The sequence below is a fragment of the Tardiphaga sp. 768_D3_N2_1 genome (assembly GCF_052076105.1).
GTDB lineage: Bacteria > Pseudomonadota > Alphaproteobacteria > Rhizobiales > Xanthobacteraceae > Tardiphaga.
In genome coordinates this window covers 1,837,605-1,858,158 of sequence record NZ_CP197245.1, presented here as the reverse complement: position 1 = coordinate 1,858,158, position 20,554 = coordinate 1,837,605, and the positions used below count along the sequence as shown (strand labels likewise).

The following is a 20,554-nucleotide window of genomic DNA, read 5'->3' as shown; positions in this document are numbered from 1 at the left end:
CCCCGATGTCCAGCAATCTCGACGCCCGGCCGAAAGGCGTGATGACGCGTCGCGCTGCCGTTGTTTTTCAGATCGCAACACTCGGCACTGTCGCCATGTTCGCAAGCGCGCCGACACCGCTCTACCGGATCTATCAAGACCACTGGCATCTATCGCCGGTGATGGTCACGACGGTGTTCTCCGCCTACGCGCTCAGCCTGCTGATCGCGTTGCTAACGGTGGGGGGATTGTCGGATTACATCGGTCGCCGGCCCGTGATGTTCTCGGCGCTGATCCTGAATGTCGTGGCGCTGCTGGTTTTCATTACGGCAGATTCCGTCGTGGCACTGATCACCGCCCGCACCATTCAGGGATTTGCAACCGGCATTGCCTTCGGCACCATCGGTGCTGCCATGCTCGACCTGAACCGCGCGCATGGATCGCTGATGAACAGCCTGACGCCTGTAACGGGCACAGGCATCGGCGCCTTGCTATCCGGCATACTCGTCAGCTACGCGCCAATGCCGACGCAGCTGGTTTATCTGCTGCTCCTCGCAGTAACGCTCCTACAAGCCGTTCTGCTGTGGTGGATGCCGGAAACGGTCGTTCGTCGATCCGGCGCGTGGGCGTCGCTCCGGCCAATCGTCACCGTCCCGCCTCACGTGCGACAACCCTTGACCCTGGTCTCGCCGGGCAACATTGCCGTCTGGGCGTTGGGCGGATTCTATTTATCGCTGATGCCCTCGCTGCTCCGGCTCATCACCGGATTGAATTCGCCTCTCCTCGGCGGTCTTGCCGTGACGACGCTGACCTTGAGCGGCGCCGCGTCGATGCTGGTGGTGCGTAAATGGCCCGGCACCACCATTATGATCCGCAGCATGGCATGTCTTATTCTCGGCGTGTTGATCACGCTGGCTGGGGTCTACACACAAAGCATCCCGCAACTATTGGTCGGCACCGTCATCGCCGGCTTTGGCTTCGGCGCCGGATTCTTCGGCAGCATCCGGACCGTTGTGCCGCTCGTGCCTGCACAGGAGCGTGCCGGATTGCTCTCAGTGATTTTCATCATCTGCTATCTCGCCTTTAGCCTGCCAACCATTGTTGCAGGCTTGGCGATACCGACATTCGGCCTGCCGCTGACCCTCGATATCTATGGCGCAGTGGTGATCATCCTCGCGGCGATTTCGCTGATCGCCGCGCTCGCATCGAGCCGCCGGGCATCGTGACCGGCTACGTCATGCTACCTGGCATGAAACAGCGGATCACTGTGCCGGACGAGCCCTGTATCGGCCACACCATAGTGCGACCGACGCGGTTCGGCACCGTGATGACAGCTTCGTCAGGTACGTCGAGCCACATCCCGTCGATCCGCACCTTGTAGTGCCCGCTGTTGGATTCCCAATCCACATCGCTGACGGCGCTGCCGTCTGCATCGGAACAACACGGCCCCTTGCCGCTGCGCAGACTATCGAACCAGGCTTTCAGATCGGGGCTGGTGTTGGCGAATTGTCCGCGATCGCGCGCAGCGACCGATTGCATCAGCGGCACTGATAACAGAGCCGCAACACACAAGGTCGGCGCTCCCAGCTTCAGCCAGCCTGCACGACGCCGGACGCGTCGATCGTGAGAGATAGTAGTTGGCGAACACGGCGCGTCGGCGCCGGAAGTCTTCCAGTCGCTCATTTGCTTGCTCCAGCCCCCGGCCGGCACAATGATGTTCAGATTTGTCACGGGCAACGTACCCGCCTCTTCCGTAGTCACTCACGCAAAGCGGATCATACGACTATCGAAGAGCGGCTGCGCTTCAACTTCGCGGCAGACGCCCGATCAAAACGATAGGCGATTCTCCGTTAGCACCGGCAGGCTCTCTTCGCACTGCAGCGAATTTGTGGTGATAACTTCAATGGCAGAGGTATTTAAGAACGCCCTCGTCACGAAGTGCCAAGGCGGCAAGCGAACGCGCCTGCGTCACTCGGTTTTCGCTCGTATACCAACATCACGCGAATGCGTTGACGTTGGTATACGGTCTTTGCAATACTTCTGATTGCGCAACCAAGGGACGGGTTCGCGCCATCGGGCTATTATGAAGAACGGACTCTACTCGATCCATGTCGAGCTTCTCGACGGGCGTTCAGGCAAGGGCAGCGGTGTTGTAACCTTTCGCGAAGGCGAGCTGCTCGGCGGTGACGCATACCTGTTCTACGTCGGCACCTATGTGCTCAACAAGGAAGCCGGCACCTTCAAGGGCGAGGTATCTGTCATGCAGCATACGCCCAGCCCTAACATGAGCCCACTGTTCGGCGGCCAGAGCCAACCGGTCGGCATCGGTCTGTCGGGTACTTTCACGGATACGTCGGCGACGATGAACGGCACAGCGCTCGTCGGCAAGCACAGCCAGATATTTCGCGCGACACTGCGCAAGCTTGCGGAATTTCAGCAGTAGCAGCATCCGCTATTCCGCAGCCATCTCCAGCGGCGCAACGCGCGGCAGGATGATCTGGATGCGCGTTCCCTGCCCCGGGTCGGACTGCAGATGCAGACGACCACCGAGGCGGCTGGTGACGATACTGTAGACGATGTGCAGGCCCAGGCCCGTGCCACCCTGATCCCGGCGCGTCGTGAAGAACGGATCGAAAGCACGCCGCCGAACCTCAGGGCTCATGCCGACGCCATTATCCGCGAAAAGAATTTCCACATGATCGTTGCCGGCTTCCTGCACCTTGATCTCGACCGAGCCACCATTGCCATCGGGAAATGCATGAGCGACGGAATTGAGGAACAGATTGGTCAGCACCTGACCATATGGGCCCGGATAGCTGTTCATCGTCAGTCCCGGCTTGCAGTCGACCGAAAGCGCCAGCTTCTGTTTCCGTAATCCCGGCTTCAAACTCATCACCACCTGCTCGGTGAGATCGGCGAGATCAAAGACGCGCTGGTCGGAATAATTGCGGTCAGCGGAAACCTGCTTGAACGACTGGATCAACTCAGCCGCGCGATTGAGATTGGCGACCAACTGCGCCGCCGCGTCGCGGTTGGACTCGATGAATTCGGTCAGGGTCGAGCGGCGCAGTTCGCCGCGCGCAACCTCCTCGCCGAACAGCGCGATCTTGCGTTCCAGCGATGACGCCACGGTCAGGCTGATGCCCACGGGATTGTTGACCTCATGGGCCACACCGGCAACCAGCCGCCCAAGCGCCGCGAGCTTCTCCGCCTCGATCAAGGAATTCTGCGTCTCACGCAGATTGCGTAGCGCCGTCTCGGCGGCGTCCTTGGCCTTGAGCATCTCCTGCTCGCTGCGCTTGCGCTGGCCGATATCGAGCGCCACGGTCACGATGTTCTGGATATCGCCATCGGCCGTCAGCAAGGGCAGCTTGTTGACCAGCCACTGCCGCATCACGCCGGCAGCATCCTTGTATTCTTCCTCGTAGAAACCGAGGCCCTTCCTGGTCGCCAGCACCATCTTGTCAGGCGAGTCGGTCTTCGACGCGCCAAAGCGCGTCATCAGCTCGCCGGTGGTTTTCCCGATCGCGTCACCGGGCTCGATGCCGAAAATCCCCGCCATATAGCGGTTCATCAGGACGTATCGCAGATCGGTGTCCTTTACATTGATGACGGCAGGAACGGTGTCGATGACCTGCTGCAGCAACCTGCGGCCTTCCCTGATCGCCGCTTCGGCATGCTTCTGATCAGTAATGTCGCGGACCGTTCCCTCATATCGCACAACCTCGCCATTCTCGTCGCGAACCGCCGTGGCGCTGTCCGACAGCCAGAGGATCGCGTCGTGCCGTTGACGGACCTGATACTCGAATTCGCGCACCATGCCGTCGCTTTCCATGCGCTGCTGATACTCGGCGCGCGCCGCGGGATCGACATAGATGTTGCGCGAGATATCCAGCGTGGCGCGGATCAGGTCTTCCGGTGAATCATACCCCATCATCCGCGCCAGTGCCGGATTGGCATTGAGCAGCGCGCCTGCCGGCGTCGTCACATAGATGCCGTCGACGGATCCTTCAAACAGCTTGCGATAACTTTCTTCCGCCAGCTTCTGCTCGGCCAACGCATGCAAGGCTGCCTCACGCGCGGCATCGGCGTCGACCAGCGTTTTGCGGAACACCTCCGCGGCGCGCGCGATGTCACCGATTTCATTCTCCAGATCCATAGCCGGGATCGGCGTGTGCTTGGCGCCACCGGCCAGCGCACGGATCGACCTGGCAATCGCCTTCAGCGGCTTCACGATCCGCCGCACCACGAACAGTGCCGCCAGCAAGCCAACGAGAACGCCGGCAGTGCCAAGAATGATACTTTGCCATCTCGCCTCGGTCAGCGTGTGCGCAAATTCACGCGACAGGACCCGGCCGCGACGGGCGCTAAGCTCTCGCAACAATTCGGTCACCCGGCCGATCAGGCGGCCTTCCGCCCCGAGCACGTCCCTGTCGAGATCGGCGATCTCGCTCTCGGTCTCCGAAATCGCGATGATCGCATCGGTATAGGCATCGGAGGCCGCACGAAGCGCGGGTGTACTGACTGGTAGCGCGCGCATGCGCTGCGCGGCCTGCTCGGCCCCGACAGGATCGCGCGCCAGCAAGGCGGCAGCGATCTCGTTCTGCGCCCGGAACATCGCCTTGGCGCCGTTGGAATTCGTCACATCCGGAATGGCATTCTCGAATTGCTCGCGCAGCGGCGGCAACGTCGCCAGCAAGGCAGAGCGGCGCGCAATCATCGACGAGACGCGTTCGATCCCCTCGCGATACTTGATCAGGCGGGCGTCGACGCCGTCAATCATGTCGCGCTGCTCAGGCGCAAGCTCGATCCGGGTCTTCTTCAGGAGATCGCCGAGCGCCGTGGCAGCCTGTGAGACCCTCTCGGGTTGCGTATCGGGATCGGTGACAAAATCGCGCGCGGCCAGCCGCAGCCTGGTCAGGCGGCGGTCGATATCCTCGGCCAGATCGCCAACGGTCTGCAGGCGCTGAAGCTCGGCGAAGGTATTGTCGATATGACGGATCGCGACCACGCTGGCGATGCTGGTGATGAGGATCACCGTCAGCACCAGCAGGAACCCGCTGAAGGTCAGCTGGCCGATCGAGAGCGAGGACGATCGGACCCGCTGAAAGAATGCCGTAATGGCAGAGGACATGGTTGTGGGACCGGACTTCAGAGCGTCCCAATATATCCCGACTTCAGGCGCGGGGGGAACATGCTGGACGGCCCGATCGGGCCGAACCGTCCAGCATGGTGTCTATTTTGGCCGTATGGCGTCGGCGGTGCCCTGGATGAAGGCCTGGATCTTGACCACGTCCGCTTCCGTGAGCTTGCCGGTAAAATCAGGCATGCCCTTGTCCTTGAATGGCCCGTTGAAGACGATGTCCCTCAGGTTGGTGATGGTCTCGGTCGACACGTAGCCAAGATTGGGAACATTGCCGCCCTTGTCCACGCCGGGCACGCCGTGGCAGGTCGCACAGGCATTAACGTAGATCGAAGTCCCCTCCGGGACGTGGGTGGGATCGTATTTCACGCCGGTCAGCAGATTGCCGATCTGGTACTTGGTGAAGACAGGCAGCGGCGCCTTGCCGCCGATGGCAAAGGTGTAAACCGTGCCGGGTGCCTCACGATCCGTCGCGCGCTGGGTGATGCCGAACACGCCGCCCCACCCGACCGCCACCGAGACATATTGCACGCCATCGACCATATAGGTCGCAGGTGCGGCCACCACGCCGGTGCCGACCGGCGTTTCCCAGAGCTTCTCACCCGTCTTGGCGTTATAGGCGATGAAGCGGCCGTCCGCGGTCCCCTGGAACACGAGATTGCCGGCCGTCGTCAGCGTGCCGCCATTCCAGGGCGCAATATATTCGGCGCGCCATGCTTCTTTCTGCTTCACCGGATCCCACGCGATCAGGCGACCGAATGGCGGGTTCTTCGGCGGCTCGGCATTGAGCGAGAAGCCGACATTCCAGCCCGTGGTGCCGCCGAACTTGTTCGAGCCCTGCGCATTCTGCACCAGCGTTTTCTCACCCGTGAGGTTCAAAGGCACGCCCTGTGCCGGCAGATAGACCAGCCCGGTTTGCGGATTAAACGACATCGGGTGCCAGTTGTGAGCGCCGAACGGTCCGGGAATGCTGTCGAAGGATTTGTCCGGCGAGCGGGCTTCCGGCACCTCGATCGGTCTTCCACTGGCATCGTAGCCGGTTGCCCAGTTCACATCGACGAAGTTCTTGGCAGAGATGAACTTGCCGTTGGTGCGGTCGATGACGAAGAAGAAGCCGTTCTTCGGCGCATGCAGCACCACCTTGCGCGGCGCGCCGTCGATGGTGAGATCGGCGAGGATCATCGGCTGCGTCGAGGTGTAGTCCCAGTTGTCGCCGGGCGTTTCCTGATAGTGCCAGAGATATTTCCCGGTATCGGCATTCAGCGCGACAATTGAGCCGAGATAGAGATTATCGCCGCCTCCCGGACTGCGCAGATTGCGATTCCACGGCGAGCCGTTGCCGGTGCCGATATAGACCATGTTCAGGTCGGGATCGAAGGTGATCGTATCCCATGCTGAGCCGCCGCCGCCATTGACCCAGTATTTGCCGGCGGGATCCCACGTCTTCGCCGCGGCAGCCATCGAGTCGTCTTCGAACGGCTTTGCAGGATCGCCGGGCACCGTAAACCAGCGCCATGCCTGATTGCCGGTCTCGGCGTCGTAGGCCGTGACATAGCCGCGGACGCCATATTCGGCGCCGCCATTGCCGATCACCACCTTGCCGTTGAACACGCGCGGCGCGCCCGTGATCGTATAGGACATCTTGCGATCGATGACGGTGTCCTTCTCCCAGACCTTCGTGCCGGTCGCAGCATCCAGCGCGACCAGCCGGCCGTCATAGGCCCCCACGAACACCTTACCCTTGTAGAGCGCGACGCCGCGATTCACGACGTCGCAGCAGCCGCGATAGCCCTTCTCACGATCCACTCCCGGATCGAATGTCCAGATCCGCTTGCCGGAGCGCACATCGACCGCATGCACCACACTCCATGGTGCCGACACATACATGATGCCATCGACGACCAGCGGCGTCGCCTCGACGCCGCGGATGGATTCCAGGTTATAGGTCCACATCAGGCCGATATCTTTGATGTTCTCGGCCGTGATCTGATTGAGCTTGCTGAAACGTGTCTCGGCATAATCGAGGCCGTAAGTCGGCCAGTCCTTTGACGTCGCCGTATTGGCCGTGATCGCGGCACTATCGATTGCCGATGTAACCGCCTTGATATGATCCGGTGTACCCTTGGTCTGTGCGTTGGCAGCTCCGCCCAACAACGTCGCGCCAAGCGCTACCCTGATGGATGTTCGGAGCCAACGGTGCAGTACTATATGTGAGTTGAGTGTCCCGTTGAAAAATGGACGCGAAGACGCGCCCCGACGAGCAAGCTGTCTCATGCATTTCACTCCCAATGGCCTCTGGCGGGCCTGTCGCGATGTTACGCGCAGGAGTTGAATCGTCAACAGATCAGAACAGCTCCAGATTTTTCTCTCGCGTTTTGCATCGCAAAGATCGCGGAGATTTATTGAACCATCTGGTGAGATATAAGCGATCGACCACGCTTGCCCGTCCCTCACCTATCGTTATGATCGCGCGACAGAGATGCGCACAGCATCCGTAGTATCGAGGGGAAACGCCATGAACATCACGCAGGGCCTGCGCCGTGCGCTGCAAACCAGCCCGCAGACAATAGCCACCATCGACGGCGATCGTCGCCGAACATGGCGCGAGGTTGGTGATCGCGTTGCGCGTCTCGCCGGTGCGCTGCAAAAGCTTGGCGTCAAGCACGGCGACCGCGTGGCGGTGCTGATGCTGAATTCCGACCGCTATCTCGAGCTCTATCTGGGCATCGCCTGGGCCGGCGCTGTGATCGTGCCGACCAATGTGCGCTGGAGCCAGGCCGAAATTCTCGACTCCCTGCTCGACTGCCGCGCCAGCGCGTTGGTCGTCGACAGTGCGTTCGCGGCCATGGGCGTCGAACTGTCGAAGGCCATGCCGCTCACGCTGGTCTATGCCGATGACGATACAAGTCCGGCCGAAGCGCACGACTATGATGAGCTTGTCGAGACGACGTCACCCATTCCGGATGCCATGCGCGGCCGGGAGGAACTGGCCGGCATTTTCTACACCGGCGGAACGACCGGTCGTTCCAAGGGCGTGATGCTGAGCCATGGCAACATCATGAGCAACTCGCTGCATATGATGAGCGAAGGGCTCCTGCCCTACGGTTCGATCTATCTCAATGCCGCACCGATGTTTCACGTCGCCAATGGCGGTGTGATGTTCACCTCGCTGGCCTCTGGCGGCACCAATGTCATTGTCCGCATGTTCAATCCGGAGCTGGTGATGCAGACCATCGCCCGCGAGAAAGTATCGGCCACGTTGATCGTCCCGACTATGATCCAGATGCTGGTCGATCACCCCGCATTCAAGACAGCCGATCTCTCCTCACTAAAACTCATGATGTATGGCGCATCGCCCATCAACGATGCTCTTCTGAAGCGCGCGATGGCCGGAATGCCCGGCACCGAATTCCATCAGCTTTACGGCATGACCGAATTGTCCCCGCTGGCGACGCATCTGCCATGGGATCAGCATGTCGGCGAGCAAGCTGCGGCGAAAAACCGCCAGCGCGCCTGCGGCCGGGCGGCGATCGGCTGCGAGGCGCGCATCGTCGATGCCAATCGCAATCCTGTGCCAAATGGCGAGGTCGGCGAAGTCGCCGTGCGCGGCCAGAATGTCATGATGGGCTATTGGGAGCGACCGGAGGAAACAGCCAAGGCCGTCATCGATGGCTGGATGCACACCGGCGACGGCGGCTACATGGACGACGAAGGCTATATCTATCTCGTCGACCGCATGAAGGACATGATCATCTCGGGCGGTGAGAACGTCTATTCCACCGAGGTCGAGAATGTCGTCGCACAACATCCGGCCGTGGCGCAATGTGCCGTGATCGGCATTCCCGACCCGCAATGGGGCGAGGCCGTACATGCCTTTGTCATTCAGAAACCCGATGCGAGTGTCAATGCCGCCGAGATCATCGCCTTCTGCAAGGAGAAGATCGCCGGCTACAAGTGCCCGCGCAGTGTCGATGTCCGCAGCGAGCCGTTCCCCCTGTCGGGTGCAGGCAAGGTGCTGAAGCGCGAGCTGCGACGGCCGTTCTGGGAGAATGCCGCAGCGGCGCCGCAAGCCAGGGCGGGATAGACCTGAGCGCTACGGCGCGCCGGTCAATTCGAACACCTCGCCGTCATAGCCCGCCTCGATCGGAATCCGCAGCTGGCGCTTGTCGCCATCGCGCGTGACGATGGGCGTGACGCTGATGATCGTGCTGCGATTGGCGTCGTCGAGTGCCCCGGCGACACTGGGCTGCTTGCCGAGCTTGATGAGATTGCGCGTGGTTGGAAACGGCAGCGTAAAACGGCCCGAGGCGCCGCCTTCCAGCGCTTCGCGTGGCGACAGCCAGATCGAGTCCGTGGACTCCTTGCCGTCATGCATGCCGACCTGTTCGGGCGGCGCCTCGGCGAGGAAGAACCAGGTGTCGAAACGCTTCTTCATGCCTTCCGGCGTGATCCAGTGTGCGTAGGGCACCAGCAAATCGAGCGCGAGCTCCAGATCGTTCTCGACGATGATGTCGGCAAACTTGACCTTGCCCTCGTTCAGCGCGTCGCGATGCTGATCCGCGATGGCGCTCGCCTTCGTCGCGGCGATCAGGTCGCTAGAACCGCGCGGCCGCGCCAGCAGGATGCGGCTTTCCTCGAAGGTCTCGCGGATCGCGGCGATCTTGAACGCCAGCGTATCGGGATCGAGACCTTCACCGCCGCTATAGAGTTTCGGCTGTGTGCCGATCTCGCGATCTCCGGCATCGACACTGCCGCCTGGAAACACCAGCGCACCGGATGCGAATTCGATCTGATAGTGCCGCACCATCATGAAGACGTCGATGGCGTCGGTTTCACCCTTGCGCAGCAGCAGGATGGTGGAAGCGGGACGCACAACGCCGGGCTCGCTTGGCATTCAGTTTCTCCCTGATCGGCATTCTTGGATGCCGTGTCTCTTGTTGTTGACCTTTCGGTCGTCATGGCCGGGCTTGTCCCGGCCATCCACGTCTTGGGCCGGCGAAGACGTGGATGCCCGGCACAAGGCCGGGCATGACGAACTTCGACAGCTCTTTTGTTACCTAGCCCGCCGCACTCGACTGCGGCGCGATGTTCGCGCGTTTGTCGTAGCGTGCCACACGCGAGAGGAGATAATCGACTTCCGCCTTCGCCTGCGCCGTGATCGCCACACCCGGCTTGCGCTGCGCGGCCGAGGCAATGACGCCGCGCTTCTGCAGCACGTATTTGCGGACCGCGAGGCCGATGCCGAGCTGCTGCTCGTAGCGGATCAGCGGCAGATGGGCGTCGAACAGATCATGCGCCTTGTCGCGCTCGCCCTTCTTCGAGAGATTGACGACGTCGATCAGCAGCTCAGGGAAGGCATAACCGGTCATCGCGCCATCGGCGCCGCGTTCCATTTCGAAATCCAGAAAGACTCCGCCATTGCCGGTGAGGATCGAGGTTTCGCGCAAGCTGCCGTCCTTCTGGAAGCCACGCAGCGCGGTGATCTTCTCCAGGCCCGGCCAGTCCTCGTGCTTGAGCATCACGCAGGACTTGGAGTCCATGATGATCTTGCGGATCACGGCGGGGGTCATCACCACACTGAGGGTCAGGGGGTAATCCTGCAGCACCCACGGCACATCGTCGCCGATCGCTTCGACAGCGCCCTTGAAATAGTTGGTGATCTGGTCGTCGGTGCGCAGATGCGGCGGCGGGGCGATCATGACACCGGCAGCGCCCGCATCCATCGATTTGAGCGCCAGCGAACGCATGGCGGCGAAACCGGGGGCGGAAACACCGACGATGATTTGCATCTTGTCGCCGGCGCGCTTGATGAAGCGGGTGGCGACGGCCTCGGATTCGACACCCTCGAGCTTCGGCGCCTCGCCCATGATGCCGAGCACGGTCACACCGTTGCAGCCGACCTGGGCGTAGAAATCCGTCAGGCCGTCGATCGATTTGTCGTCGATGCGGCCGTCGTCAAGGAACGGGGTCGGTGCGATGGCGAAGGTGCCTGCGGCTTTGGCGGTCAGTTTCATCATGGGCCTCTGTGAATGGATGCCGGCATTCTACCGGGAAATATCCCGCCTGTCCGCCCGAACCGGGCCTAGATGCCCCTCAAAAACGCCGTGCCCCGTGCTGGCTCGCCTCCTCCGAGAAGAAGATCTCGCCGGCATGGGTGACCACGTCCTGCGCGCTCCAGCCGTCATGGGGCGGTTTCCAGCCTTCCATTTCCATCATCTTCATTTCGCGGACGCCGCGCGGGCCGGAGACGCCGAGCACCTTCCCCGTTTGGCTGCCGGAGAGATCGCTGACCATGTAGAGCACCGCCGGTGCGATGCCGTCCGGGCCGAGCGCCGCGCCGGGATTTTCGATATAGCGCGGCAGGTCGGCCGTCATGCGGGTCAGCGCGCCCGGCGCCAGCGTCCACACGCGGATGTTGTATTTGCGACCCTCGATGGCCAGCACATTGGACAGGCCCCAGATGCCGCCTTTGGCCGCACCGTAATTGCTCTGGCCGAAATTGCCGATCAGGCCCGAGGTCGAGGACGTGTTGACGATGACGCCGCCGCCGTTTTCCTTCATCCACTTGAAGACCGGCTGGGTGACGCAGAACGTGCCTTTGAGATGCACCTTCATCACCTTGTCCCATGCCGCTTCCGAAGCCTTGGCGAAGGTCTGGTCGAGCAGGATGCCGGCATTGTTGACGAGAATGTCGACCTTGCCGAAGGCCTTGATTGCGTCGTCGTACACCGACTGGCCGCCTGATATGGTCGAGATGTCAGAGCCGTTGGCAATGGCCTTGCCGCCCTCTTTCCCGATGGCGTCGACGACCTGTTGCGCCATGGAAAGATCGGAGCCGGAACCATCGCGCGGGCCGCCGAGATCGTTGACCACGACGGATGCGCCCTCGCGCGCAAACAGTTTGGCGTAGGCTTCACCGAGGCCGCCACCGGCGCCTGTGATGATCGCAACCTTGCCGTCGAGAAGACCCATGACGCGCTCCCTGTGATGTTTTTTATCGTTCTTTAGCTCGCAATCGACGTTGCGTTTTCTTCGTCGTCCCCGCGAAGGCGGGGACCCATACAAGCCGTAGCGTTAGTTAAAGCGAGGTCGTGGCGACTCTGCCATTTCGACCACGCTGCCTGAGGCTATGGGTCCCCGCCTTCGCGGGGACGACAGCCGAGAGGTCTAAGCCAGCACCGTCTTGCCGCTCTTGATCACGGTGACGCCGCGTTCTTTCACCTTCGCTTCGAACGACACGACATTGCCGTCCTTCCACAGGTCCATGCTCACGGTCTCGCCCGGAAACACCGGCGACGAGAACCGTACCGCGTGCTGCTTGAACGCCGAGGGATCGTAGTCGGCATAGGTCTGCAGCACGCCGCGGCAGGTGATGCCATAGGTGCACATGCCGTGCAGGATCGGACGCGGGAAGCCAGCCTTCTTGGCAAACTCCGGATCACTGTGCAGCGGATTCCGGTCGCCGCAGAGTCGATAGACCAGTGCCTGATCGGGCCGCGTCGAGATATCGACGGTCCGGTCCGGCGCACGTTTCGGCATTGCATGCGGCTCAGGCTGGCCTTCCGACGGACCGCCGAAGCCGCCATCGCCACGGGCGAAACGCGAGGCCACAAGGGTCGCGAGGGCTTCGCCCTTCTCGTCGCGCAAAATGGTCTGGTGCAGGATCACCGCGCCCTTGTCCTTGCCCTTGTCGAACACGCCGAGCACCGAGGAGTCAGCGGTGATCTTTGCCTCGACGGGCAGCGGCTTGTGGAAGGTGATGTCGCGTTCGCCGTCGACGACCATCACGCGGTTCAGCTTCATGTCGCCGGGACCCGAGCCCCAGGCGGCCACCGAGGCGAAGGTCGGGACAACCTTCAGCGCACGCGGCGTATAGGTGCCTTCATTGACGAAAGCGAGTTCGGTCTCATTCATCGGGTCGGCGCCCATGCCGATACCATAGGCGTAGAGCATGACTTCGCGATCGGTCCAGGAATATTTCTGGCCGATATTCTTCATCGCCATCAGCTCTTCGTAGACGATAGGCATTGGTCACTCCCGGTTTCTTGTTTGTTGTCAGCAATAAAATCGATTGCCGCCGCCCGACATGATCGAGCGGCGGCAATGTGAGTGTGTCGTCAGGCCGGCGTGAAGAACGGCAGCGGTGCGCCGTCGGTCTGCTTCCACACCAGTTTCACCTTCTGGCCGATCTTCAGACTGCCCGGATCGCAATCGACGATGTTGGTCTGCACCGAGGGGCCTTCCTTCAGCGTCACATAAGCGATCACGTAAGGGCCGGTCGCTGATTTGCGCATGTGGCTGTAGGTATAGATCTCGCCCTCGCCCGACGACTGCTCCCACTCGGTCTTGTCGGAGAAGCAGAACGGGCAGATCGCGCGCGGGAAGAAATGCGCTTCGCCGCAGGTGGTGCAGCGCTTGATCATGAACTTGCCGTCCTTGGCCGCATCCCAGAACGGCTGCGATTCAGGATTGCCGGCGGGCGTTGGATACTTCTTGGCTTCAGTCATTACACGCGCTCCAGAATGGCGGTCGATGCGGCGTGACGCACGCCGAGCAGGCCTCCGGTGCCATGGGCGATCGCCAGATCGCAGTTCGGCACCTGCACCTTGGGATGGGCTTCGCCGCGCAGCTGGCGCACGGCTTCGAGAATCTTGGTCATGCCGCCGCGATTGACGGGATGGTTGCTGCAGAGGCCGCCGCCATCGGTGTTGAACGGCAGCTTGCCGACGCCGGAGATGAGGTTACCATCGGCGACGAACTTGCCGCCCTCGCCCTTCTTGCAGAAGCCGAGGTCTTCGAGCTGCATCAGCACGGTGATGGTGAAGCTGTCATAGATCGACGCATACTTCATGTCCTGCGGCGTCACGCCCGCTTCCTCGAAAGCGCGCGGACCGGACCACACACCGGCGGAGTAAGTGAGGTCGAGATCCTTGCCGCCGCGCGGACCCTTCATGGCTTCGCCATGACCGATCAGGCGCACCAGCGGCTTCTTCAGGCTCTTGGCGATTTCCGGCGTGGTCACGATCATCGCACCGCCGCCATCACTGACGACGCAGCAATCCATGCGGTGCAGCGGATCGGAGATCATCGGCGAATTCAGCACGTCCTCGACGGTGACGACATCCTTGAGCATCGCATGCGGGTTGTATTGTGCGTGATGCGAGGCCGCGACCTTGATCCAGGCGAGCTGTTCGCTGGTCGTACCGTAGTCGTGCATATGACGCATGGCACACATGCCATAGGCATTGTGCGTGGTTGCGCCGTAAGCGGTCTCGAAATCAGCCTCAGGCCCCTGCGCGCGCGGCGGCATCGCGCCGGTGCGCGGCTTGCCGGCCAGCGTGACGAGTGCGATCGAGCACTTGCCCAGAGCGATGGCCTGCGCGGCATGGCCGAGCGCGATGATGTAAGAGCAGCCACCGGTTTCGGTGGAGTCGACATGACGCGGCTTGAGGCCGAGATAGTCGACCATCGGCCACAGGCCCCCTTGCGCATCGCCTGCGCAGAAATAGCCGTCGACATCCTTGTGCGCGAGGCCTGCATCCTCGAGCGCGCCCTTGGCGACTTCGGCATGCAACTGCGCGATGGATTTATCCGGCGCATGCCGGGTCGGGTGTTCGTAGATGCCGGCGATATATGCCTTGCCCTTGATGCTCAAACGTCTCTCCGCTTGGTGTTTCGTCCCAGTTCAGTTTTTTGTGACCTTTCACGGCAGGCTTGGCAAGCGACAACATTTCACGCTGCGGACGTGAATTTCACAGAGCGGAATGGTTGCAACACAGCCCGGGAGTTTTTCGCCGTGATTTAGCTGTTTACCAATCTGGTCAGCGAGCTCTTACAAAAGCGGAGGTCTGGATTTCCGGAAGCGGTGAGCTGGGTCATACCGGTGATCGCGCGCACTACCCGCAAACCGCGACGTCCGATCCGCATTCAACTGTCACACAGCGCGCTCGCAGGATGCTCTCGGTCGTCATGGCTGGATGACGCGAAGCGAGCTTAGCGATGCTCTCAGGTCTATCACCACGTCATGGCCGGACTTGTTCCGGCCATCCACGCCTTGCTGTGGATGTCGCCAAGGCGTGGATACGCGGGACAAGCCCGCGCATGACGGCGGCGGGTGCGATAACGGCTGCGCGTCGTTGCTATTCGTATTTCAAACAGCCACTGTTCTGCAGACATGCGTCATCGCCCCCATTATTTGCGGCGCGGGGGCGCCGTCGTGTTTCGCATTCCCTGCCCCCTGTGAGAGGGCGTGCGGAACGCCAGGTGCCCGTTGCACCCTTGGGCCTGATGCGAATGCGGTCTTCCGCAAGTGAGAATGCATCAGGACTTTCGGAGGCGCCGAGCAAGTGCCCGACGTTCCGCCTGCGGTGTTTTTTCGACTTGCTTGCACTTTGCCTCAGCGAACGATCCGACCACCGAATTAAAGTCCCAAGGCGATGGGAAGGGAGCCTCAAGCACTTAGGCCGGACGCGTTTCGATTTGGTCGTCCGTCACACTGTCCAGGGTTCTTTCCATCTCAAGGTCGGCCGTCTCCTTGCCAGTGGCAGTGCTGGCGCAGACCCGTCCTGCCCGAAGACAGACGTCACCCATGAACCGCGTAACGCCGCATCTCCGGCGTCCACCGCATCCCACCCCGCGAACGTGACGATCGCGATCGCCCCTCTCGGTGGGGCAGGACGATGGGGATAATAATCCTTGCGGGGATAGTGTCAACGGGAGATAGGAAAAAATGTTTGACCCGGACCTCTCCGCTGTCGTCCCCGCGCAGGCGGGGACCCATAACCTCGGTCGGCGCTTCTGAAACGGCAGAGCTATCACTATAGCGCTTTCACCAATTCTCCAGCGTGTATGGGTCCCCGCCTGCGCGGGGACGACATGTGAGTGCGTGGCAAGCCGCCCGCCTCATTCTCGCGCCCTTACAGCAGCCCCAGTTCCCGCAACTCGCGCCGCATTGGCTCGGGCATCGCCTCGATACTCGCTGCGGCCTTGCCGAGATCCGGCGGGGCGTCCTTGTCGGTGAGATAGCGCCAGCCCTGGAACGGACGCAGCGGACGCGGCGCGACGGTGACGGGTTTGGGCTGCATCACCAAACGACAGCGATTGATACCGTCGCTGTCGCGGAACGGTTCGATGGCCAAGATCTTTTCGCGCAGCGCGATCTCGCCCTTGATCACCCAGTAAAGCGAACCGCCATCGAGAATTTCGGTATCGCGCTTCGGCACCATGCGCGTGATGTGGATGTGATGCTGGGGTGCGCCGCGCGCTTTTGCTGCGCGCATCCGTTCCGAGAGATAGCTCTTGAAATCGGCGATGGATTCGCAGCCGACGGCGAGCTTGATGAGATGCAGGGGCATGGGTCAGAAATCGGCAGTGCGACGCGGTTTTACAAGGCGTTGTCCACCGCTCAGTTATCGGCCGGCGGGGCCTCCGGTGCAAGCTGCACGGGCGCCGGGGCCGCAGGCGCCTGTGGACGAGCGGCGGTCTTCGGTGCAGCCGGCTGCTTCTTCGCGGCAGCAGGCGGCGGCGTTGCCGGCGCGGCACGCGGCGCAGGCGCCTGCGCATTGGCGGCGGCCGGCGGCGTCTTCGGCGCGGGCACAGGTGTTTCGGTCATGATCGAGATCGGCGGGATCGAGGCTGATGACGGGAAGTCGGCCGTGGTCGGCTTGCCGGTCGGAACCGACGCCGGCAATCCAGCGAGCGCACCCGTCGCGGCGGCGGCAGCTGCAGGCGGCGCGTTCCAGCCGGACGCATAGCGCGTCACGAGACCCTCATAGGTCCGCTCTTCCATATTCGCGGCAATCCGCTTGTGATCGGTCAGCGCGGCATAGGCAGCGCAGCTCTCCGGCATGCAGCGATCGCGCGACTGCAACACATAGGCGATCAGGCCATAGCGATCGCGCTCGACCGCGCGGCGCAGCCCCGCCAGTTCAGGCGTCATGGATTTATTCGCTGCGGCGACATCGCCATAGGAAGTCAGACGGTTGATCTGCGCCGCCGAGGCGGACACGGCAGCCGCCACTGAATCCGCCGAGCCAAACAGCACCTTCTCGCAACCTGCGAGCACCATGTCGCCGGCGAGATCGTCGAGGCAGGACAGCGCCGGCAGCGAGGCATTCACCTGCGGCACGGCAACGACGGCGTGCGCTGCCTCCTGCCCTGTGGTTTCGGATTTGCGCAGCGTCGCCGCGGCAGCGACACCGATCGCCAGCAGCGTGATCACGGTCAGCGCACCATTGGCGACTGACTTCTCGGCACGCAGCAGTGTCGCCAGCACGATCAGGGCGAAGAAGACGGAGGCGGCCAGCGCGAGCCACATCGGAAGCGTCGGCGCGCGCCAGATCTGATCGAGCGAATTCGCCCATACCCCGTTCATCGAGTCGTCCCCGCATATGTGGAAGCCATACGTCCGAAGACGATGGTTCCAAAGAAAGTCGGGCTGCCATGAACCCGCAATATGCGGTTGTTATGGCACGGCCCCGGTCATGACGAAATCGTGGCGGCGCGAACCGGGACCCGTTCCGACCGAAAACGCTCTAATCGTCCTCGAAGCGCGGGATGACGATGGTTTCAGCGAGACCCTCATCGGTCCATTGCCTGAACGCCGGCAGCGCCTGCATCGTATCCATATACGCACGCGCCTCCGGCGTGACATCGATGTCGTAGGTCAGGAACCGGTGCACCACCGGCGCATACATGGCATCCGCGCCGCTGAAGGCGCCGAACAGATACGGTCCATACTTGCCGTAACGCGCGCGGCAATCGGCCCAGATCTGCTGGATGCGCCGGATATTGGCCTTGGCATCGTCGGACAGCGCCTTCGCCCGGATCGGCCGGTGCAGGTTCATACCGCATTCGTTGCGCAGCGGCATGAAACCGGAATGCATCTCCGCGGACACCGAACGCGCGTGGGCGCGGGCGGCCCGGTCTTCCGGCCACAGCTTTGCATCCGGAAAACGCTCGGCGGCATATTCGATGATCGCCAGCGAATCCCACACCGTGATCTCGCCATCGACGAGCGCCGGCACCTTGCCGGACGGGGTCACATCGAGAATGCGCTGCTTGTCGGCGGCATCCGTGTATAGCGGGACGAACACCTCCGCGAAGGGGATGCCGCAGGCCTTCAGCGCAACCCATGGCCGCATCGACCACGACGAATAATTCTTGTTACCGATCACCAGCGTCAGCGACATCAACCACTCCTTGCGAGACCGGTAAATTGCCACGCCTACGCCGCTGCAATCAAGCCGCGCGCACAGGCTTGTTGCTGCATCACGGCATGCGTGGCAGAAGTGCCAATCGATACGATGGGTGCTTCATGATCAACTATTCCTGGGTCGACGTCTTCGCGCTGGGCTTCTTCATCCTGGAGTGGACGACCTATGCGATCACGCTGGAGCACACCAAATACGGCCGCGACAGCCTCTCCGCGCGCATGCATGTCTATCGTGAGGTGTGGATGCGGCGCCTGATGGAGCGCGAGGCGCGTATCGTCGATACCCACATTATGACGTCGCTGCAGAACGGCACCGCGTGGTTCGCCTCGACCACGCTGATCGCCATCGGCGGTTCGCTGGCGCTGCTGCGCGCCACCAACGAAGTGATGCCGATGATGCAGAACCTGCCGTTCGGCTTCAACACGACGCCCGGCCTGTGGGAGATCAAGTGCTTCGGGCTGATTTTGATTTTCGTCTACGCGTTCTTCAAATTCGCCTGGTCGTACCGGCTGTTCAACTATGTCGCGATCCTGATCGGCGCGATGCCGCTGGCCTCGAAGCGCGACACGCCGGAGGCCGAAGCGCATGTGGTGCGCACGACGCGGATGTTCGGCGCGGCGGCCCGGCACTTCAACCGCGGGCAGCGCGCCTTCTTCTTCGCGCTCGGCTATCTCGGCTGGTTCGTCAGCCCCTGGGTGTTTCTGGTCTCGACGGCTGCCGTCGTGGTGGTGACATGGCGCCGGCAATTCGCCTCCAATGCCTGGAGGGCCATGGCGCCCGACGCCGAGATAAGAACAAGGGTCTGATCCGAAAACCGGCAACCACTTTTCGGGATCATGCCCTATCCCGCGAAATCCTGTGGCGTAAAATCGAGATCGAGCACTTTCCACTCGTCGTATTTGTCGGGCGGCAGCATCGCATAGGGCTGGCAGGCTTCCAGCGCCTGTTTGGCTGCCTGCATCAGGAGCGCGGCCTTGGCCGGCCGCCGGACCTCGATCACCGTGGGCTCGGCGACCAGCCGGCCATCCGGCGAGAACACGGCGCGCAGCTTGACCTTGGCGTCATCGCCGCGCGCGACAGTGGCGGGCAATTTCGAGCAGCTCCGCAGATGACGCCGGAAGGCGGCGATATCCAGCTTCGACAGATCCGCCTGCTCCGACGCGGCGCCGCCGCCAAAACCTTCCGGCAAGCCCAGCATGACGCCGTATTTCACGGTGATATCGGCCTCGGCCTGCGGCGGCGCCTGCTGCGGGCCGGGCTGTAGCGCCGGCGGCTGAGCCTGCAAGGCGGCCTGCTGCTGCAATGGCGGTTGCGCGGCGGGCGGCGCTGACGGTGCCGGCGTTGCGGGAGTGGCCTGCGGCTGTTGCTGAGCTGGCTGTGGAGGCGGCGGCGGTTGCTGGGCGGCCTGTTGCTGCGGTGACGGTGCGGGTTGTTGCGGCGATGTCTTTTGCGGCTGCGGCGGGGTGTCATGCGCCGACGACTGCGGTTTGGCGGCGACAGCCTGCGTCTTCTGCTCTTCGAGGGTCGGCTTGTTGGTCAAATCGGGCAGCCGGAATTCCGGCTCCGGCTTCTTCTCCGGCTTTTTCTCGGGCTCCGGCGGCGTCTCCTCGGCCTTCTTCTCTGCCTCTGCGAGCTGCTGCGGCGTCACCAGATCGACGGCAACGCTCTCCTCCTGCGCCTCCATCGGCCGCGCATCGGCGAAATAGACCCCGGCTGCCAAAGCGAGATGGCCGACCACCGAGACGGCAATCGCTGCGCGGATGAGGTGCCTTGGTTCCATGGGGCTAACGAGACTTCTATACGCCGACTGACCGGATCATAGCGTCGGGCCCTCCCCCGCGCCATGTCCACCAAGCCACAGCTTGCGTCATGCGATACGATCGGTCATGGCAAGGGATGGCCAAATCCCAATCCAAGACCCCGAAACCCGCTGCCAAGCCGAAGCCCGCGACGGCGAAGCCCAAGCCCCTTCCCCTCGACGAGAGGCTTCTCGCCATTCTCGGCCGCGATCCAGCCCGCAGCCTGAGCCCGCCCGAGATCGCCCATCTGATCGAGCCGGACGGCGACTGGCATGCGCTCCTGATGCCGATCCGCCGCGCCGCCGTCGCGCTCGCGCTGGACGGCAAGCTGGTGATCTATCGCAAAGGCAAGCCGGTCGAGGATCCCAACGACTTTCGCGGCGTCTACCGGCTCGGGCTGCCGAAGGCGGAGTGACCTA

General features: G+C 62.4%; 18 protein-coding genes. 5 read left to right on the top strand and 13 right to left on the bottom strand.

The features are described 5' to 3' along the window. Positions 1-5 precede the first annotated feature (5 nt). Positions 6-1,205 carry an MFS transporter gene (locus AB8A27_RS08445; RefSeq protein ID WP_441241528.1) on the top strand — a complete coding sequence of 400 codons (1,200 nt, stop codon included), beginning with the start codon at positions 6-8 and terminating at the stop codon, positions 1,203-1,205. A gap of 4 nt (positions 1,206-1,209) precedes the next feature. Here the strand turns inward: AB8A27_RS08445 and AB8A27_RS08440 are convergent, their stop codons facing one another. Then, positions 1,210-1,662 (bottom strand): hypothetical protein, encoded by a 453-nt coding sequence (locus AB8A27_RS08440; protein WP_092151942.1) that lies wholly within the window; start codon positions 1,660-1,662, stop codon positions 1,210-1,212. Between the two features lie 400 nt (positions 1,663-2,062). On the opposite strand from AB8A27_RS08440, the gene AB8A27_RS08435 reads away from it, so the two are divergent. After that, positions 2,063-2,422, top strand: a complete 360-nt coding sequence (locus tag AB8A27_RS08435) for a GrlR family regulatory protein (RefSeq protein ID WP_092151944.1) — start codon at positions 2,063-2,065, stop codon at positions 2,420-2,422. Between the two features lie 9 nt (positions 2,423-2,431). Here the strand turns inward: AB8A27_RS08435 and AB8A27_RS08430 are convergent, their stop codons facing one another. Next, positions 2,432-5,113 carry a PAS domain S-box protein gene (locus AB8A27_RS08430; protein ID WP_441241527.1) on the bottom strand — a complete coding sequence of 894 codons (2,682 nt, stop codon included), beginning with the start codon at positions 5,111-5,113 and terminating at the stop codon, positions 2,432-2,434. A 102-nt stretch (positions 5,114-5,215) separates the two neighbouring features. Beyond that, positions 5,216-7,276, bottom strand: coding sequence for a PQQ-dependent dehydrogenase, methanol/ethanol family (locus tag AB8A27_RS08425; protein ID WP_441241526.1), 2,061 nt, complete (start codon positions 7,274-7,276; stop codon positions 5,216-5,218). A gap of 361 nt (positions 7,277-7,637) precedes the next feature. Here AB8A27_RS08425 and AB8A27_RS08420 point away from each other — a divergent pair, with 361 nt between their 5' ends. After that, positions 7,638-9,206 (top strand): long-chain-fatty-acid--CoA ligase, encoded by a 1,569-nt coding sequence (locus tag AB8A27_RS08420; protein ID WP_441241525.1) that lies wholly within the window; start codon positions 7,638-7,640, stop codon positions 9,204-9,206. Positions 9,207-9,215: 9 nt separating this feature from the next. Here the strand turns inward: AB8A27_RS08420 and AB8A27_RS08415 are convergent, their stop codons facing one another. From AB8A27_RS08415 to AB8A27_RS08375, 9 genes are all read right to left on the bottom strand, one after another. Then, positions 9,216-10,016 carry an NUDIX hydrolase gene (locus AB8A27_RS08415; protein WP_441241524.1) on the bottom strand — a complete coding sequence of 267 codons (801 nt, stop codon included), beginning with the start codon at positions 10,014-10,016 and terminating at the stop codon, positions 9,216-9,218. A 163-nt stretch (positions 10,017-10,179) separates the two neighbouring features. After that, positions 10,180-11,136 carry a dihydrodipicolinate synthase family protein gene (locus tag AB8A27_RS08410; RefSeq protein WP_441244859.1) on the bottom strand — a complete coding sequence of 319 codons (957 nt, stop codon included), beginning with the start codon at positions 11,134-11,136 and terminating at the stop codon, positions 10,180-10,182. 79 nt (positions 11,137-11,215) lie between these two features. Then, complete coding sequence (locus AB8A27_RS08405; protein WP_441241523.1) at positions 11,216-12,094, bottom strand: SDR family oxidoreductase; 879 nt, start codon at positions 12,092-12,094, stop codon at positions 11,216-11,218. 195 nt (positions 12,095-12,289) lie between these two features. Beyond that, positions 12,290-13,150 carry a MaoC/PaaZ C-terminal domain-containing protein gene (locus AB8A27_RS08400; RefSeq protein ID WP_441241522.1) on the bottom strand — a complete coding sequence of 287 codons (861 nt, stop codon included), beginning with the start codon at positions 13,148-13,150 and terminating at the stop codon, positions 12,290-12,292. A gap of 89 nt (positions 13,151-13,239) precedes the next feature. Further along, positions 13,240-13,629 carry a Zn-ribbon domain-containing OB-fold protein gene (locus AB8A27_RS08395; RefSeq protein WP_441241521.1) on the bottom strand — a complete coding sequence of 130 codons (390 nt, stop codon included), beginning with the start codon at positions 13,627-13,629 and terminating at the stop codon, positions 13,240-13,242. Beyond that, positions 13,629-14,777, bottom strand: a complete 1,149-nt coding sequence (locus tag AB8A27_RS08390; protein ID WP_441241520.1) for a thiolase domain-containing protein — start codon at positions 14,775-14,777, stop codon at positions 13,629-13,631. Before AB8A27_RS08390 ends, AB8A27_RS08395 begins: the two co-directional genes overlap by 1 nt. A gap of 1,261 nt (positions 14,778-16,038) precedes the next feature. Beyond that, entirely contained in the window at positions 16,039-16,476 is a 438-nt protein-coding gene (locus AB8A27_RS08385) for a DUF1489 family protein (protein WP_441241519.1), read from the bottom strand. 50 nt (positions 16,477-16,526) lie between these two features. Continuing rightward, complete coding sequence (locus tag AB8A27_RS08380) at positions 16,527-17,495, bottom strand: hypothetical protein (RefSeq protein ID WP_441241518.1); 969 nt, start codon at positions 17,493-17,495, stop codon at positions 16,527-16,529. A 160-nt stretch (positions 17,496-17,655) separates the two neighbouring features. Next, positions 17,656-18,312 carry a glutathione S-transferase family protein gene (locus AB8A27_RS08375; protein ID WP_441241517.1) on the bottom strand — a complete coding sequence of 219 codons (657 nt, stop codon included), beginning with the start codon at positions 18,310-18,312 and terminating at the stop codon, positions 17,656-17,658. A gap of 128 nt (positions 18,313-18,440) precedes the next feature. On the opposite strand from AB8A27_RS08375, the gene AB8A27_RS08370 reads away from it, so the two are divergent. Next, on the top strand, positions 18,441-19,142 hold the full coding sequence (locus AB8A27_RS08370; RefSeq protein ID WP_441244858.1) for a DUF599 domain-containing protein: 702 nt from the start codon (positions 18,441-18,443) through the stop codon (positions 19,140-19,142). A 35-nt stretch (positions 19,143-19,177) separates the two neighbouring features. On the opposite strand, the gene AB8A27_RS08365 is transcribed toward AB8A27_RS08370, so the two are convergent. Next, positions 19,178-20,116, bottom strand: a complete 939-nt coding sequence (locus AB8A27_RS08365) for a hypothetical protein (RefSeq protein ID WP_441241516.1) — start codon at positions 20,114-20,116, stop codon at positions 19,178-19,180. Positions 20,117-20,232: 116 nt separating this feature from the next. On the opposite strand from AB8A27_RS08365, the gene AB8A27_RS08360 reads away from it, so the two are divergent. After that, positions 20,233-20,550, top strand: a complete 318-nt coding sequence (locus tag AB8A27_RS08360) for a DUF3253 domain-containing protein (protein ID WP_441241515.1) — start codon at positions 20,233-20,235, stop codon at positions 20,548-20,550. The last annotated feature ends 4 nt before the right edge of the window (positions 20,551-20,554 follow it).